The organism is Bartonella sp. AA83SXKL, from assembly GCF_042196965.1.
GTDB lineage: Bacteria > Pseudomonadota > Alphaproteobacteria > Rhizobiales > Rhizobiaceae > Bartonella.
The window spans coordinates 1-16890 of record NZ_JBHIRG010000005.1 but is presented as its reverse complement, the minus strand read 5'-3'; the positions used below and the strand labels follow the sequence as shown (position 1 = coordinate 16890).

The window sequence follows — 16890 nt, the reverse complement described above, 5'->3', positions numbered from 1 at the left end:
GGGGTGTCATTGTGAAAGAGTCTTGGGGGATTTAAGAGATATCTCTTTAAAAAAGCATGTGACTGCATAATACAATAGCGAGAATGTCATGATTTCTGAAGGCTTTCTCAAGATTCTTAACAATTTAGCTCGTTATCTTGGTTTTTACTGTAAAACACTATTATTTGGGGGGATATAAAGTATTTGGGGGCTATAAAGCCTATAAGATTTTATGTATTAAATGTTTTATGACAGTGTGGTGAACAAGGCAAGGTTGTTTGTAAAGCGTTGAAGTGGCTAGCAGGAGGCAACCTATTAGATAAGACGTTGGAGTGTTTACAGACTTGTTTTATGTTTTTTGCTTTTAGGATGGGGAGGAGGTTATGTGGGGTGTATGGAGATAATATATGACCTTGATTATTGTTTCTTCCATTTTTCAAAATGATTGCTTCATGAGCACGTTTTTAAGTTTAATTTCTTTATTGAGTATAAATCATTCTTTCTTTGGAAAAAAAATATGAGACAGTTTCATTGCTGATGGAGCTTAATAATTCATCTTTGATGAAAGAAATCGTAATTTATAATTTATAATGTGCAAATAATTGCAGTGCCCTCTTATAGAGGTGCGGTGGTTTGAGAAAAGTAATCTTATTTGTGCTATTTTAAAATGAATCAATAGTTTTTTGCGTTCATTGCAAAAAACACATCCCGTAGGATATTGCGTTTCTACTTTATTGTAAAAATCCTATTCCATTACTTTTATTAACGAATCCCTCATGTCTAAAAACTTTAGAAAAAACAATAAACTACGTGGAATAAAAGAAAAGTGGCTCCCCGGGCCGGATTCGAACCAGCGACCAACCGGTTAACAGCCGGTTGCTCTACCGCTGAGCTACCGGGGAATGGTGCCCAATCATCTCGTTGAAAAGGCTATAGCAAAGCAATACTGATTTGCAAAGGATAAAATTACTTTTTTTAAAAAAATATGATAAATTGTGTAATAAGAGGAAAAAAGGCGAGAGAATATTTCTACACCTTGACGGATGCGTTGCCTTCCCTTATTGAAACCTTTATGTTTGTTGACGAGGCCTCGTGGCGGAATGGTTACGCAGAGGACTGCAAATCCTTGTATCCCGGTTCGATTCCGGGCGAGGCCTCCAGCCGATTTTAAACGAAACGGCTTTTAAGGGAGATGAGGTATAGGAAAATAGATTATTTCCCTCTATTCTTGTGAAGACACTTTTGTATGAGAGATTATACAGTTAAAATCTAATTGTTGACTGTAGTATCCTTTTTTGTAACGCCCATAGTTTAAGAGATCTTTATCCCTTATTGTCGCTGTTTTGTTTGTTTTTTGTAGGTTAGGAGAAAATATTCGTTATGGTTGCAGATTTTGCTGAGCTTCGTCGCAAAATGGTTGACAATCAAATTCGTACAGTCGATGTAACGGATTTATCAGTTCTTGAAGCCTTTTTAACGGTATCTCGTGAAGATTTTGTATCGGAAGATATGAAAGTGTTAAGTTATCTTGATACTGATATTGTTCTATGTCCAGAGCAAGATGGGGTTCCTGCACGCTATTTGATGAAACCTGCGTCTCTAGCGAAATTACTACAGCTTGCCGCTGTAAAATCATCAGATGTTGTTTTAGATATTGGTGCAAATAGTGGTTATTGTGCAGCGTTGCTTGCAAAACTTGCAGGGTCTGTGATTGCGCTGGAAAGTGATAAATCTCTCTTTGAACGTGCTCTTGAAGCTTTAGAACGGAATCAATGTGATAATGTGGTTGTCGTTCATGGTCCATTAGAGAAAGGATATGCCGTTGAGGGACCTTATGACGTGATTTTCATTGAGGGATCTGTTGATTTTATTCCTCAAGGTATCTTTGATCAAATGAAAGACTGTGGACGTCTTGTTGTGGTTGAAGGGCATGGAAATGCTGCTGTTGCACAAATCTATATAAAAGAAGATGGGATCATCTCGGCTCGTCGTGCTTTTAACCTCGCTGTAAAGCCTCTTCCTTGTTTTTTCAAAACACCTGGTTTTGTGTTTTAGTGCTTGTTTGTTTTGTGAATAAAAGATAATTTTGTAATTTATTTGGGGTTTGTTATTGTGTGTATTATGTTTAGAGTAAACAAGAAGTTTCAGGCGTGTTTATTGCTGGTGTTGAGTGTTTTTCTATCAGAGGCTGTTTGTGCTGAAACATTGATGGATGCCTTTTCTAAGGCTTATAAATATAATGCTAAGTTGAATAGTGAACGTGCAGCTGTGCGTATATCCAGTGATGATGTTGTCATTGCGCGATCGGGGCTATTGCCACAAGTTGAGGGAGTTGGGAACTATGGGCGCAATAAGTCTTTTACAGGTCCTTATGTCACTTCTGGATCTATAGGAGTGAGATTAAATCAAAGATTATTTGATGGTTTTATCACGCAAAATATCTTTTCTTCAGCTCAAGTTAAGTTGCAGGCTCAGCGTGAATATCTTCGTAATGTTGAACAAAATACGTTTCTGGAGGCGGTGACCGCTTATGCTAATGTCTATCACGCACGTCGTGTTGCCGATCTTCGGAGAGAAAATTTGGCAGCTCTTGAGGAACAAGTTCGTTCCAATAAAGCAAAATTTGATGTGGGTGAAGGAGGGCATGTTGATCTTGCTCAAGCTCAAGCTGCACGTTCCGTGGCGGTTTCAGAGCTGAGTCTTGCTCGTGCTGATGTAAAAGCAGCAGAGGCAGTGTATCGACAAGTTATTGGTTCTGATCCTGAAAAGTTAAAACGCCCACCTGTAGCCAAAGATTTTCCCGTCAACCTTGATATGGCTTACCAAATGAGCGTTGTGATGCATCCAGCAATCCTTTATGCTAAATATTTAGTCGATGCGAGTGTTTATAATGTAAAGGCGAAAGAAGGGGCATTGCTCCCTAAAGTTGATTTTTCTGCAACTGCATCTTATAATCGAATCTACAGCGGGGTTGGAGAAGATGGCATTTCTAAATCGATAGTGTTGTCAGTAAGTGTCCCAATCTTTGAAGGAGGGCGTACGTCTGCGCAAATTCGCCAATCAAGGGAACAGCTTGGACAGGCGCAGCTTCAACTCGATTTGGCGCATAGTAATACGCGACAAGCACTTACTTCTGCTTGGTTTCAGTTGGAGGGCGCACGCTCATCTGTTATTGCTTACCGTGAAAGTGTTCGTGCTGCTGAAATTGCTCTGAAAGGTCGTGTTCAAGAAAATCGCGTAGGGCAAGCAACGACGCTGGATGTTTTAAATTCTCGTACTCTATTGATTAATGCTCAGATTGCGCTTGCAATGGCAGAGCGTAATGCTGTTGTGGCGAGCTATAGTGTTCAATCTTCTATTGGTAAATTGACTGCAAGTTATTTAGGTTTAAAAACAATTAAATATATCCGATAATACATAAAAGTATCTCTTTGAATCTTATTAAATTATTTTAGTTTTTAAAAGCTTAGTAAATCAACAATTGAATATGTTGAAAGATATTGCGGCGAGATATTATTTTTATAAGTGTAGAAAACTGTGTGTAGCGCCCTCTTTATGACAAGCATATTTGAAAATATCGTAGGAGGCATGTTGATCTTATAATTCTTTTGCATACACTGAAAATATGATTCTATTTGTTGTTGCGTCTTTGAGAGGTTGTAAAGTATGGTACAGAGTTCAAGCGTGTTACGTGAGCCAAGTATGGATGAAATTTTAACATCTATTCGTGAAATAATCGAAGAAAATGCGGTTCAATCTGATCACTTTTTAAATGAAGATGTTGCAGTGAATGCTTCAGAAGTGGCATCCGAGGGTATTTATGATACAACCTTATCGGTTGATGATGCTATGAAAGCTTTAGCTGATCGTATTGGTCTTTCTTCTGAAAATCAAGGAGGGAAGATAACGCAAGAGAAAGAGGATATAGAGGCAGAAAATAATACAGTTGGTATGGATATGCAAAAGATGAAGCTTTCTTCTGAAGAACGGAATTCTGTTTATAAAGCAAAAGAATATGAAGATGAGATAAGGAAATCACAGTCAGACGCTGGAAGGGATGGTCATGTGGAATTGTCTGCATATTGTATTTCTTCTGCAGAAAAGATTGCAAAGGATGTGTTGCGTCCTGCTATAGCAGAATGGTTACAGTCTAAATTGCCTATTTTGCTGGAAGATATTTTGCGTGAAGAGATTATGAAGGCGATTAAAAAATCGTCTTAATTATTTTTACATTATTTTTATGTTTTTCATTTTATGAGAATTTTGTCTGCGATTTTGCGAGCTCTCTAGTGAATGGCTGAGATTCACGAGATTCTGATCAGGTTTTGATCATATATTGTGTTTTTCAGCGGCGTTATGGATGGATAGAATGTTAGAAAAAAACTATGATGCTGCCTCTATAGAGCAACGGGTTGCAAAGAGATGGGAGACTCGTGGGGCTTTTAAAGCGGGAGCTGGTTCTAAAAGCGGTGCAGAACCTTTTTGCGTTATGCTTCCTCCTCCTAATGTTACGGGCTCACTTCATATGGGGCATGCGCTCAATACGACAATTCAAGATATAATAGTTAGATTTCAGCGGATGCGTGGCAGAAATGTGTTGTGGCAGCCTGGTATGGATCATGCTGGGATTGCTACGCAAATGGTAGTGGAGCGTCAACTTGCAGAACGCCAAGAGCCAACGCGTCAAGAAATGGGGAGAGAAAAGTTTATTGAGCGTATTTGGGAATGGCGTTATGAAACTGGAGGCGTTATTGCAAACCAGTTGCGTCGCCTTGGGGTTTCATGTGATTGGTCGCGTGAGCGGTTTACAATGGATGAGGGGTTGTCGCAGGCGGTTCGTGAAGTCTTTGTCACGCTTTATAAGCAAGGGTTGATATATAGGGATAAGCGCCTCGTCAATTGGGATCCTAAATTGTTGACAGCTATTTCAGATCTTGAAGTTGAGCAAAAAGAAGTTCAAGGACGTTTGTGGCACTTTAGATATCCACTTGAAGGTAAAATTTTTGATCCAAATGATGCGACAACTTTTATAACAGTGGCGACAACACGACCAGAAACAATGCTTGGTGATACAGGAATTGCTGTTAATCCTGAAGATGAGCGTTATAAAAATCTTATCGGTAAAAATGCTCTTTTGCCGCTTGTTGGTCGTAGGTTATTAATTGTTGGTGATAGCCATGCTGATCCTGAAGCTGGAAGTGGTGCTGTAAAAATCACACCAGCTCATGACTTTAATGACTTTGAAGTAGGACAGCGTAATCATTTACGCTTGATCAATACTTTTACCCAGCAAGCCGAGATTTTTCTTCGTGAAAATGAAGCATTTTTCGATGGTTTGATTTTATCAGATGAATTAAAAATGTTAGTAGAAAATCTCGATAAATCTGATCGTTTTGTTGCTCGCCAGAAGATTGTTTCTTTGATGGAAGAACAGGGATATTTAGCTTCTGTTGATGATCATACCCATATGGTTCCTCATGGAGATCGCAGTGGTGTCCCTATTGAGCCTTTTTTGACGGATCAATGGTATGTTCATGCTACTGAATTAGCAAAGCCAGCGATAGAGGCTGTTCAACAAGGCAAAACGCAGTTCGTTCCCGATAACTGGAAAAAGACGTACTTCAATTGGATGGAAAATATTCAACCTTGGTGCATTTCTCGCCAATTATGGTGGGGACATCAGATTCCTGCTTGGTATGGTCCTGATGGAACGGTTTTTGTTGAAAAAAGTGAAAAAGAGGCTTTAGATTCAGCTTTTGCTCATTATGGTGAGGTTGTTGAATTAATCCGTGATCCGGATGTTTTAGATACTTGGTTTTCATCAGCTCTTTGGCCTTTTTCAACATTAGGATGGCCAAATAAAACGACTGAATTATCTACTTTTTACCCAACATCTTTATCTGTGACAGGATTTGATATTATTTTTTTCTGGGTTGCTCGTATGATGATGATGGGACTTCACTTTATGGGTGACGTTCCTTTCCCAACGGTTTATGTGCATGCTCTTGTACGGGATCAAAAGGGTGCAAAGATGTCAAAATCAAAGGGAAATATTATTGATCCCTTAGAGCTTATTGATCAATATAGTGCTGATGCACTTCGGTTTACTTTAGCTATTATGGCAGCACAAGGTCGTGATGTAAAACTTGATGTTTCCCGTATTGCTGGTTATCGTAATTTTGCTACGAAATTGTGGAATGCTACCCGATTTGCACAGATGAATGGTGTGAAGCATGATCCAACTTTTAAACCAGAACAAGCAAAATTGCCGCTTAATCGTTGGATTTTAACAGAGTTATCTAAAACAATTTCAGCAGTTACGACTGGTATTGAACACTATAAATTTAATGATTCAGCTGCCACTCTTTACCGTTTCATTTGGAATACATTATGTGATTGGTATTTGGAGCTTCTCAAACCTATTTTTCAGGGGGAAAATGAAGATGCTAAAAATGAGGCTCAAGCTTGTACTGCTTGGGTTTTAGATGAAGTTTATAAACTTCTTCATCCTTTTATGCCTTATATGACGGAAGAGTTGTGGTCTCTTACAGAAACGCAAGCCATCAAACGTGAGGATATGCTCGCATTGACAAAATGGCCAGAGGAAACATTGATAGATGAAGAAGCTGCTGATGATATTAATTGGCTTATTGATGTCGTCACGGGGATTCGGTCTGTACGTTTTGAAATGAATATTCCAGTGGCGACACAAGCACCTCTTGTTGTTGTCGAAGGAGGGGAAGTAACGCGAGAGCGTGTGAAGCGTTATGATGCACTTCTTAAAAAATTAGCGCGTATTGAAGTTATTGATTTCTCTGATAAAGTTCCGGAAGTATCGGCACAAATGATTTTGGGAGAGGCTGTTTTTTGTTTACCATTAGGACAGTTGATTGATTTGGAGGCTGAACGTGTTCGTTTAAGGAAGGATGTCAGTAAAATTGAACAAGATATTGAAAAAATATCGCTTAAGTTAAACAATCCCCAATTTATAGCAAATGCAAAAGCAGAAATTGTTGAGCGTGAACGGAACAGGGTTGTAGAACTGCGTGCAGCGCAGAAGAAGATATTTGTTGCTTTAGAGCGGTTGGATTGATTTCAACTTTTTATTTTTTGATGGATGATTTCATACCATTAGGGCTGGTGTAGATCTTCTTTAAAGAAACTTTTTCTTTTGTTAGTTTTTCATGAACGATCATAAAATCTCTACTGAAATCCATTGTTTTATGTTTATCATTAAAGGAACATCTTTTAAGGTACTCGAGCCTATTTCACGACGGAAATCATGAATGCTATAACGGTAAATCCATTGAGCTCCCCTTCTTTATGCTTGTGAAGTAACAAGCGCCGGGGGGGGGCACCATTCTGTCCAATATCCGGACAACCCTTAGCTCAAACCGTTCGTAAGAGGCATTTTTAGTTCTTTCTTACACAGAGTTTTTATCCACATAGCTCTCTCTGCTTGTAATGTGCAAGCGGATGGTTTTGATTGATTTAACATGGAACAGGTTTGGAATGAGAGAATCTTGCGATATTCGAGGTCCTCATTCAATATGCAAAAAGGTAAATTATCATTATAAATCAAAACATTGTTTTATTTCTGTAAAATATCATCATTTAGAGTAGCAATATAAGGCATGTAAAATTACACATGTGGTATTTTTTTGTATGTAGTGGTGAGTATTCTGAGGTAGAACTTGTGTGTAAAGTATGAAGTAACCCCATGTGAAATGATGTCAGGTGCAATCCGTTAAACAAAAAGCTTGTATTGTTTATAGATTGACGGAGACAAAAAACTTCATCTTTAAGGTGGTAAGGCAGTCGTGAAGTTATAAGTTAACTATCATCATTATATTTATCCATCTTTTGTATTGTTTTTTATATTTAAACGCTTACCATTCATCATGTATTCTCTTCATTCTCAAGTTGCTGTTTAATACACGTTATTTTATTGAACGATTTTTACTCATACGTATAAAATTTTAAGATCGATAAAGCTTAGAATGTTAAAGGATGTGTTACAAAATATAGAATGATGATTTATATTTAAAAATCAATTTGTTGTATATAAAAATGGATACTTAATTTTATCGAACATTTTGGATGATTTTTATCTATTTGTCTTTTTTTTTTAAATTTTTACTTTAAAATCGCGTATGCTTCTTACTAAGAAAAAGAGTTTAAATATCTACAAAGAAATTTGTAACAGATATAATCATTAAAATTGAGATAGGAGGGAAATGGTTAATAGGTTTCAGATATGGAAAAAAGTCACGATTGTTGTGATTTTAGGGGGGATTCTTTTCGACTGTTTATGTAATAGATGTCAATAGCTTGCAAGAAGCGAATGATGGTTCGTTTTATTTTTTTAAACGTGGCATGTCTGCTTATAAAAATGGGCATGTAAATCAGGCTATTGTAGCATTACGTTGTGCTGCTAAGAGAGTCCATATTGGTGCGAATTGGAAACTTGGCTCTATCTATGCAAACGGTGATGGTGTCCCTAAAAATGATTATAAGGCATATAATTTTTTTGCATATATTGTTGAAAAAGGTGCTGATCTTGGTTCAGAGGATGAAAGTTATGTTTCTGATGCATTGGTTAAACTTGCGAGATATATAAAAAAGGTATTCCTCAATCACCTGTGAAACCTGATCCTTCTTATGCTGTTCATCTTTATATGCAGGCTGCGGTAAACTATGGAAATCCTAAAGCTCAGTATCATTTAGGAAAAATATTTTTAAAGGGAGAGGGAAGGGAGAAGAATCTTATACAAGCAACACGATGGTTTCAACTTTCAGCAAAAAAAGGAAATCCTTCTGCCCAAGCAATGCTTGGAAATATACTGCTTCAAGAAGGAAAAATTGTCCGTGGGGCAGTAATGTTAACTGCTGCCTATGAAAAAGCTAACGTAAAAGACAAAAATTGGATTCATCCTTTGCAAGAACAGGCTTTTGCTCTTTGTAATGAATCTGAGAGACGTACAGCAATTTCACTGGTTGCTGAGATTTTAAAGAATAACAGTTTTTAAACATCTGATTGTAATATTTTTACATTCTCTTATCTTATATTAAACTCTGTTTTCTTGTATACAAGTTCATAGTAAAGATAGCTTTTTTTGATAATCTAATGGCTAATGATTTAGGATTTTAGACAAAAATTCTTGCGTTCTCGGTTTTCTTGCTTGCGGATCAGAAAAAAACTCTTTAGATGAACAGTCTTCAAGAATTGTTCCTTGATCTATGAAAATAACACGCTCAGAGACTTTTTGTGCAAATCCCATTTCATGGGTTACACAAATCATCGTCATACCTTCTTCTGCTAAGCTAATCATGACATCGAGTACTTCACCTACCATTTCAGGATCTAGAGCAGATGTTGGTTCATCAAAAAGCATGACAAGTGGATCCATAGTTAAGGCACGTGCAATAGCAACACGTTGTTGTTGCCCTCCAGAAAGTTGACCAGGATATTTATCTTTGTGTTCAATGAGGCCAACGCGCTCAAGATATAACAATCCACGTTCAAGTGCTTCTTTTTTGCTTCGTTTTAGGACTTTGATTTGTGCAATTGTCAAATTTTCTGTGACAGATAAATGGGGGAAAAGCTCGAAGTGTTGAAACACCATTCCTACCTGACTTCGCAATTTAGGCAGATTCGTTTTTTTTGAATGAACAGGTATTCCATTAATCCAAATTTCACCTTTTTGAAAAGGGACGAGAGCGTTAATAGTTTTAATGAGTGTTGACTTTCCTGAGCCTGATGGACCACAAACGACAACGACTTCTCCTTTATTAATGTTGGTTGTACAGTTTTTAAGGACTTTAATTTCGCCATACCAATTAGAAACATTTTTTATTTCGATCATATGATTAGACATTTTTTTTCCTGTTAGCGAATAATGGATACTTTTTTTTGTAAATACAAAACTATTTGTGACAGTGTAAAACAGATAACAAAATAGAAAATAGCTGCTAAGATATAAGCTTCTTGCTTTACACCAAAATTATTAGCAGCAATATCAAAACCATTCAAAAGGCTATGACCACTGATGGCATAAACAAGGGTTGTATCCTGAAAAAGGATAATAACTTGTGTTAAAAAGACTGGAAGCATATCTCTAAAGGCTTGAGGAAGAATGACAATGTACATACTTTGCCAATATGTCATTCCAAGAGCTTGTCCTGCATATTTTTGTCCTTGCGGAACTGAATTGATTCCAGCACGCATAATCTCAGCAAAATAAGCCGTTTCAAATGCGGTAAAGGTAATGAGTGCTGATTTATTTGCACCAATGGATATACCGGTTAAAAAAGGCAGAAGCACGAAAAACCATAAGATAACCATCACAAGTGGTATTGAACGCATAGCTGTTATGTAACTGATTGCAAACCAAGAAAGAAGTTTTATGGAAGAAAGGCGCATCATTGCTAAAAGTGTGCCGAAAACAAACCCCAATATCGTTGCAAAAAGAGTTAGAAAAACGCTAAAGAGTAAACCTGATAAAATGTAAGAACGAAATACATCAAAGGTAAAAAAGGAAAAATCAAAGTCGGAAAAATTGAAAGGAAAATAAAGTCCAAACTGAGAGCTTATGAAATTCATCATATTCAAATTCCCTTTATTTGAAAATTAGGAATTTTGAGTATTTGTTCAATGACTGTCATCACAATGAATACGAATAAGGCTATTAGAATATAAAGGATCGTAACAAGTAAATAATTTTCGTAAACATGGCTTACCTCTTCAATTGCTTGGTATTGAAATTGCATGAGCTCATTTATTGAAACGGCGAATGCTATAGACGAATTTTTCACAATCCCCATTGCTTCTGAAGTAAGAGGTGGCATAATTGCACGTATAGCACGTGGTAGTATAATATAGCGATAACTTTGATAAGTTGTAAACCCCATTGCCATAGCAGCATAGCGTTGTCCAGAAGGAATCGCTTCAATGCCTGAACGAACCTGTTCAGCAATGCGTGCAGATGTAAAGAATCCCAATGCGCACGTTATTAAGAGAATGGGGGAAAATTTCATCGCTGGTGGATAAATCTTCGGAACAACAAAATACCACAAAAACACTTGTACAAGGAGGGGAATATTACGCATAATCTCTACCCAAATAGTACCGATAGTGCGAAATATATAATTGATTATGGATGTTTTGGGTAAAGTGCGCATTGTTCCTATAATAACACCACACAATACAGCTAAGATAAGTGAAGTGATAGACAATATAACCGTATTTTTAAAGCCATCGAGAAGTGTATCTAAATAGGTATGGCTCACACCGGGAGTTCCCAAGCATCCTGTTACGAATGTTTGAGTAAGGTCATCTCTACAAAGGAAAGAAAAGTCCATTAATTGATATTCCCTCAAATTAGTCATTCACAAATAGGGCAATAAACCAAGCGCATCTACATAGGCCAAATTTATTAAAAAGTGAATTAAAATATAAACTACACTCAATTTCAAAAGAGTGTGGTTCTTCTTTATTAAATTCTATAAATCTTTTTCTGCGTAGCTTTCTCGAGGCTTATTATTTGGGTGATCCCAAGCATATCTTGTTTGTTTTGACAAGGGAAGGTTCATAACAGTGTTAGCAGGTGGGATCGGTTTCATAAACCACTTATTATAAAGCTTTTCCAGTGATTCATCTTTAATCTGACGTACGATACTATCGTTGATTGTTTGTTCAAATTTTTTGTCATTTAATCTGAGCATACAGGCAATAGGTTCGACTGAAAGTACAGTATCAAGAATGACATAATCAGATGGATTCTTTGATTTAGCAATATGTCCAGCAAGAATTGAAGCGTCCATGACAAAAGCATCTGCCTTACCAGATTCTAATAATAAAAAACTATCTCCGTGATCTTTCCCCTTTAAAACTTTAAACTGAATGTTTTTTGCACGTTTATTTTTACGAATAAGTTGAACAGATGTTGTACCGGTGGTCGTTGCAACTGTTTTTCCATTTAAATCCTCAAGAGATTTAATGTTAGAGTTTTTCTTTACAGCAATCCGAACCTCTTCAATGTATGTCGTATAAGCAAATGCTGCTTCTTTACTGCGGGCAATATCATGTGTTGTTGAGCCGCACTCAAAATCATAGGTTTTATTTTTTAAGAGAGGAATTCTATTTTGAGAAGTGATGGGAAGATAATGAATTTTAATTGGTTTACCAATTTTTTTTGAGATATCATCAATGATCCGTTCTGCCATTTCTGTATGAAAACCTACATATTTATTATTACCAAGGGCGTAGGCTAAACCAGATGATTCACGGACACCTAAAGTAATTTCACCTGTTTGTTTTATTTTTTCAAGAGTATCATGTTCAGCATGCGCGAAACTTGAGAATCCAATGGCCGTTGCTGCAATAAGCATTAATAATGATTTCTTCATTTATGTCCTCCATTCATTTATTTTTATTTTATTTGCTTAAGATATACTGTTTATATGCTGTAGCATAGTTATTATTTTTGAGTGGAATTTTTTTGTTGTCTCATGAAATGAGGATTTTACTTTCTTAATTGATATTAAGGTGAATCCAAACAGGAACGTGGTCGGATGGTTTTTGATATCCCCTTACTTCTGTTTGGCTATGAGCGCAAATTAATTGATCAACAGCTTCTGGTGATAATAATAAATGATCAATGCGAATCCCATTATTCTTAGGCCAGGCACCTGCCTGAAAATCCCAAAAACTGAAGGAGGGAGTATCGGTGACATTCCGGATAGCATCGTAAAGACCTAAATGAAGAATACGTTGGAATGCTTTTCTTGTTTCTTGAAGAAATAAGGCATCTTGATACCATTCTTGAGGTTTTTTTGCATCTAATGGAGTGGGGATGACATTATAATCACCTGCTAGAATAAGAGGTTCTTCATACGTAAGTAATGATTTTGCATGTGTATATAATCTTTCCATCCATTCTATCTTATAGGAATATTTTTCACTCTCAATAGGATTCCCATTTGGCAAATAGAGAGATGCAACACGAACAACACCTTTGTTTGTTGAATAAACAGCTTCAATGTAACGTGTTTGTTTATCATTATCATTGCCTGGTAATCGACGGATCACTTCATCTGGTGTTTTTTTAGAGAGAATCGCAACGCCATTAAAACTTTTTTGTCCGTGTGTTTCTATATGGTAACCTAAACTTTCAATTGCATCGCGTGGAAAACTTTCATCGATACTTTTAATTTCCTGTAAACAGACTATGTCCGGCTGGCTTTGCTGCAGCCATTGACATAATGTTTCATGTCGTGCTTTTATCCCGGCAATATTCCACGTTGCTATTTTCATGGCGCTCATCATTAGATATCCAATATGCAATTCAATTTACTGCATGTATGTTTTACTACAGTCACATCGCTACTTTTTTATTTATAGGGGATATTACTATGGTAAATTGATTTATCAAGAGTAGCAATAAAAGCAAATTTAAAGTTTTAAAATTTAATTTATTTTCATTTTTAAAAACTTTCTGCTGTTTAGTTCTTGACGAATGTACGTGTTCTCGCTATTAGAGATGGATATAACCGATGTGAATGTAATCAGGTGTTTTGGATATGAACCGGATCATTCACAGGTGTTAAGAAGATTAAAAGCAAATGCTAGTGCAAAAGGCTATTGCCTTCTCTGCTTATGGTCGGGTAAACTGTTTTTTGCAGGTGTGCCCGATTTTGTGTATAGACTTAGATATCTGTTCCGATTCTGTTGGGGTGGATAGAAATAAAAATAGAAAAGCCCGATTGGGTGAGACGAATGTAGATCGAAAAGAGGAAGGTTGCATGCCTACCGTAAACCAGTTGATTCGCAAGCCGCGTGTGGCGCCAGTTAAACGTAATAAGGTTCCTGCTCTGCAGTCGAATCCGCAGAAGCGTGGTGTCTGTACGCGTGTTTATACAACAACACCGAAGAAACCTAATTCTGCTCTTCGTAAAGTTGCTAAAATTCGCTTGACGAATGGATTTGAGGTAATTGGTTATATTCCTGGAGAGGGACATAATCTTCAAGAGCACTCTGTTGTAATGATTCGTGGTGGTCGTGTGAAAGATTTGCCAGGAGTTCGTTATCACATTATTCGTGGTTTACTTGATACGCAGGGTGTCAAGAATCGTAAACAGCGTCGTTCAAAGTATGGCGCAAAGCGTCCAAAATAATATTGAGAGACAAAGCTAATGTCCCGTCGTCATAGAGCAGAAAAGCGTGAGATTAATCCAGATCCCAAATTTGGTGATTTGGTTATTATGAAATTTATGAATGCCATTATGTTTGATGGTAAAAAATCAGTTGCAGAGCGTATTGTTTATGGTGCGCTCGATTCTGTGGAAAAAAGAGTAAAAACAGATCCTGTGGCTCTATTTCATCGAGCTTTAGAGAATATTGCTCCTCATATTGAGGTTCGTTCACGCCGTGTTGGTGGCGCTACTTATCAAGTTCCGATTGATGTTCGTCCTGATCGTCGTCAGGCTCTTGCTATTCGTTGGTTGATTGCGGCGGCACGTGGTCGAAATGAAACGACGATGGTTGAGCGTTTATCTGGTGAATTGATGGATGCGGCTAATAATCGTGGTTCTGCCGTGAAAAAGCGTGAAGATGTTCATCGTATGGCTGAAGCTAATCGTGCTTTTTCTCACTATCGCTGGTAGAAGTTTTAAACTAAGGCAAATATAATGGCTCGCGAATATAAAATTGAAGATTATCGTAATTTTGGTATTATGGCGCATATTGATGCTGGTAAAACTACGATGACTGAACGTATTCTGTTCTATACCGGTAAGAATCATAAAATTGGCGAGACCCATGATGGCGCTTCTACAATGGATTGGATGGAGCAGGAGCAGGAGCGTGGTATTACGATTACGTCTGCTGCAACAACGACATTTTGGGAAGGGCAAGATGGTCGGAAGCGTCGCTTTAATATTATTGATACGCCAGGGCACGTTGATTTTACGATTGAAGTTGAGCGCTCTTTGCGTGTTCTTGATGGTGCAATAGCCTTGTTGGATGCAAATGCTGGTGTGGAGCCTCAAACGGAAACTGTTTGGCGGCAAGCTGAGAAGTATCGCGTGCCTCGTATGGTTTTTGTTAATAAAATGGACAAAATAGGAGCTGACTTCTATCGTAGTGTGGAGATGGTTGGTTCTCGGTTAGGTGCTAAAGCGCTTGTTTTGCAGTTGCCGATTGGTGCTGAAAATGACTTTGAAGGAGTTGTTGATCTTGTAGAAATGAAGGCTTTAAAGTGGGATGGTTCTATTGGTGCCTCGGCAGTGATAAGTGAAATTCCCTCTGAGTTAAAGGAGAAAGCTGAAGAATATCGCGAGAAATTGATTGAGATGGCTGTGGAGGTTGATGAAGCTGCGACAGAGGCTTATTTGGAAGGTGTTATGCCAACCAACGAGCAGCTTGTTTCTCTCATTCGTAGGGGGACAGTAGAAGTTCAGTTTCATCCGGTTCTTTGTGGTACGGCTTTTAAAAACAAGGGGGTGCAGCCACTCTTGGATGCTGTTGTTTCCTATCTTCCTTCTCCAATTGATATTCCGGCGATTAAGGGTATTGATGTAAAGGATGGGGCTGAGACGACACGCGAATCTTCTGATGATGCTCCGTTATCTATGCTTGCTTTTAAAATTATGAATGATCCTTTTGTTGGTTCATTGACGTTCTGTCGTATTTACTCAGGTAAAGTTCAGAAAGGTATTTCTCTTGAGAATACTGTGAAAAAGAAAAAAGAGCGTTTGGGGCGTATGCTTCAAATGCATTCAAATTCTCGTGAGGATATTGAAGAAGCTTTTGCTGGTGATATTGTTGCTCTTGCAGGACTTAAGGAGACGACAACAGGGGATACTCTTTGTGATCCTTTGAAGCCTGTTATTTTGGAGAGGATGGAATTTCCAGAGCCTGTTATTGAGATTGCAATTGAACCGAAGACAAAAGCAGATCAAGAAAAAATGGGTATTGCTCTTAACCGTCTAGCAGCCGAAGATCCTTCATTTCGTGTTAAATCGGATGAGGAATCTGGTCAGACTATTATAGCTGGAATGGGTGAGCTTCATCTTGATATTATTGTTGATCGTATGCGGCGTGAGTTTAAGGTTGAAGCAAATGTTGGGCAGCCTCAAGTTGCTTATCGTGAGTCAATTACTAAAATGGCGGAAATTGATTATACGCATAAGAAACAATCGGGTGGTGCAGGTCAATTTGCTCGTGTGAAAATTGTTTTTGAGCCTCATGATGGTGATGACTTTATTTTTGAGTCAAAGATTGTTGGTGGTGCTGTTCCTAAAGAATATATTCCCGGTGTCCAAAAAGGGATTGAGAGTGTTATGGGGTCAGGTCCTCTTGCGGGCTTTCCTATGCTTGGTGTAAAAGCGACTCTCATTGATGGTGGCTATCACGATGTTGATTCTTCGGTTTTGGCTTTTGAGATTGCTGCTCGTGCGGCTTTTCGTGATGGGGCAAAGAAGGCTGGTGCACAGCTTCTTGAACCGATCATGAAGGTGGAAGTTGTTACTCCAGATGATTATGTTGGTGATGTTATTGGTGATCTCAATTCTCGTCGGGGGCAGATTTCAGGAACTGAAGCGCGCGGCATTGCAACGGTTGTGAATGCAATGGTTCCTTTGGCAAATATGTTTGGTTATGTGAATACTCTTCGCTCTATGAGTCAGGGGCGTGCGCAGTATACAATGCAGTTTGATCATTACGAGCCTGTGCCTTCAGCTGTTGCTTTGGAGATTCAAAAGAAATACGCGTAATTTCAGGTTGGTAATTAATTTTTAACTTAGTCCTTGGCTTGGACAGAAAATGGAGAGCTCAAATGGCGAAGAGCAAGTTTGAACGAACAAAACCGCATGTTAATATTGGTACGATTGGTCACGTTGATCATGGGAAGA

12 protein-coding genes, 2 tRNA genes and 2 pseudogenes are annotated in these 16890 nt (G+C 37.9%); 10 read left to right on the top strand and 6 right to left on the bottom strand.

The window, feature by feature from the left end; all coding sequences use genetic code 11:
- Positions 1–806 precede the first annotated feature (806 nt).
- Positions 807–881, bottom strand: a tRNA-Asn gene (locus tag ACFINO_RS03695).
- 184 nt (positions 882–1065) lie between these two features.
- Between ACFINO_RS03695 and ACFINO_RS03690 the strand changes: the two genes are divergently transcribed.
- From ACFINO_RS03690 to ACFINO_RS03665, 6 genes and pseudogenes are all read left to right on the top strand, one after another.
- Positions 1066–1139 (top strand) — tRNA-Cys (locus tag ACFINO_RS03690).
- 220 nt (positions 1140–1359) lie between these two features.
- Entirely contained in the window at positions 1360–2034 is a 675-nt protein-coding gene (locus ACFINO_RS03685; protein ID WP_375613722.1) for a protein-L-isoaspartate O-methyltransferase, read from the top strand.
- A gap of 66 nt (positions 2035–2100) precedes the next feature.
- Complete coding sequence (locus ACFINO_RS03680; RefSeq protein WP_375655079.1) at positions 2101–3393, top strand: TolC family outer membrane protein; 1293 nt, start codon at positions 2101–2103, stop codon at positions 3391–3393.
- Positions 3394–3645: 252 nt separating this feature from the next.
- Positions 3646–4200: a DUF2497 domain-containing protein gene (locus ACFINO_RS03675; RefSeq protein ID WP_375632919.1), complete on the top strand. Its 555-nt coding sequence runs from the start codon at positions 3646–3648 to the stop codon at positions 4198–4200.
- Positions 4201–4348: 148 nt separating this feature from the next.
- Positions 4349–7072 carry a valine--tRNA ligase gene (locus ACFINO_RS03670; protein ID WP_375655078.1) on the top strand — a complete coding sequence of 908 codons (2724 nt, stop codon included), beginning with the start codon at positions 4349–4351 and terminating at the stop codon, positions 7070–7072.
- A 1144-nt stretch (positions 7073–8216) separates the two neighbouring features.
- Positions 8217–9008 (top strand): annotated as a pseudogene (locus ACFINO_RS03665) (tetratricopeptide repeat protein).
- 102 nt (positions 9009–9110) lie between these two features.
- On the opposite strand, the gene ACFINO_RS03660 reads toward ACFINO_RS03665, so the two are convergent.
- The 5 genes from ACFINO_RS03660 to xth all read right to left on the bottom strand — a co-directional run bounded on the left by ACFINO_RS03660 (position 9111) and on the right by xth (position 13294).
- A complete protein-coding gene (locus ACFINO_RS03660) occupies positions 9111–9857 on the bottom strand; it encodes an amino acid ABC transporter ATP-binding protein (protein ID WP_375655077.1) in 747 nt (248 codons plus the stop codon).
- A gap of 11 nt (positions 9858–9868) precedes the next feature.
- Positions 9869–10585, bottom strand: coding sequence for an amino acid ABC transporter permease (locus ACFINO_RS03655; protein WP_375655076.1), 717 nt, complete (start codon positions 10583–10585; stop codon positions 9869–9871).
- A gap of 2 nt (positions 10586–10587) precedes the next feature.
- Complete coding sequence (locus ACFINO_RS03650; protein ID WP_375655075.1) at positions 10588–11340, bottom strand: amino acid ABC transporter permease; 753 nt, start codon at positions 11338–11340, stop codon at positions 10588–10590.
- Positions 11341–11481: 141 nt separating this feature from the next.
- Positions 11482–12387 (bottom strand): transporter substrate-binding domain-containing protein, encoded by a 906-nt coding sequence (locus ACFINO_RS03645; protein WP_375655074.1) that lies wholly within the window; start codon positions 12385–12387, stop codon positions 11482–11484.
- A gap of 124 nt (positions 12388–12511) precedes the next feature.
- Positions 12512–13294, bottom strand: coding sequence for an exodeoxyribonuclease III (xth, locus tag ACFINO_RS03640; RefSeq protein ID WP_375655073.1), 783 nt, complete (start codon positions 13292–13294; stop codon positions 12512–12514).
- Positions 13295–13782: 488 nt separating this feature from the next.
- Here xth and rpsL point away from each other — a divergent pair, with 488 nt between their 5' ends.
- The 4 genes and pseudogenes from rpsL to ACFINO_RS03620 form a co-directional block, all read left to right on the top strand.
- Positions 13783–14154: a 30S ribosomal protein S12 gene (gene rpsL, locus ACFINO_RS03635; RefSeq protein ID WP_005773262.1), complete on the top strand. Its 372-nt coding sequence runs from the start codon at positions 13783–13785 to the stop codon at positions 14152–14154.
- An 18-nt stretch (positions 14155–14172) separates the two neighbouring features.
- Complete coding sequence (rpsG, locus tag ACFINO_RS03630) at positions 14173–14643, top strand: 30S ribosomal protein S7 (RefSeq protein ID WP_375632907.1); 471 nt, start codon at positions 14173–14175, stop codon at positions 14641–14643.
- Between the two features lie 24 nt (positions 14644–14667).
- Positions 14668–16752, top strand: a complete 2085-nt coding sequence (fusA, locus tag ACFINO_RS03625; RefSeq protein ID WP_375655072.1) for an elongation factor G — start codon at positions 14668–14670, stop codon at positions 16750–16752.
- Between the two features lie 62 nt (positions 16753–16814).
- Positions 16815–16890: pseudogene (locus tag ACFINO_RS03620) on the top strand (elongation factor Tu); the annotation flags it as partial.

Excerpts from the sequence above, each read along its gene's own strand:
- ACFINO_RS03685 (WP_375613722.1), top strand. The coding sequence starts at position 1,360 with ATGGTTGCAGATTTTGCTGAGCTTCGTCGCAAAATGGTTGACAATCAA.
- ACFINO_RS03660 (WP_375655077.1), bottom strand. The coding sequence starts at position 9,857 with ATGTCTAATCATATGATCGAAATAAAAAATGTTTCTAATTGGTATGGC.
- ACFINO_RS03645 (WP_375655074.1), bottom strand. The coding sequence starts at position 12,387 with ATGAAGAAATCATTATTAATGCTTATTGCAGCAACGGCCATTGGATTC.
- rpsL (WP_005773262.1), top strand. The coding sequence starts at position 13,783 with ATGCCTACCGTAAACCAGTTGATTCGCAAGCCGCGTGTGGCGCCAGTT.
- rpsG (WP_375632907.1), top strand. The coding sequence starts at position 14,173 with ATGTCCCGTCGTCATAGAGCAGAAAAGCGTGAGATTAATCCAGATCCC.
- ACFINO_RS03680 (WP_375655079.1), top strand. The coding sequence starts at position 2,101 with ATGTTTAGAGTAAACAAGAAGTTTCAGGCGTGTTTATTGCTGGTGTTG.
- xth (WP_375655073.1), bottom strand. The coding sequence starts at position 13,294 with ATGAAAATAGCAACGTGGAATATTGCCGGGATAAAAGCACGACATGAA.
- fusA (WP_375655072.1), top strand. The coding sequence starts at position 14,668 with ATGGCTCGCGAATATAAAATTGAAGATTATCGTAATTTTGGTATTATG.
- ACFINO_RS03675 (WP_375632919.1), top strand. The coding sequence starts at position 3,646 with ATGGTACAGAGTTCAAGCGTGTTACGTGAGCCAAGTATGGATGAAATT.
- ACFINO_RS03650 (WP_375655075.1), bottom strand. The coding sequence starts at position 11,340 with ATGGACTTTTCTTTCCTTTGTAGAGATGACCTTACTCAAACATTCGTA.
- ACFINO_RS03670 (WP_375655078.1), top strand. The coding sequence starts at position 4,349 with ATGTTAGAAAAAAACTATGATGCTGCCTCTATAGAGCAACGGGTTGCA.
- ACFINO_RS03655 (WP_375655076.1), bottom strand. The coding sequence starts at position 10,585 with ATGATGAATTTCATAAGCTCTCAGTTTGGACTTTATTTTCCTTTCAAT.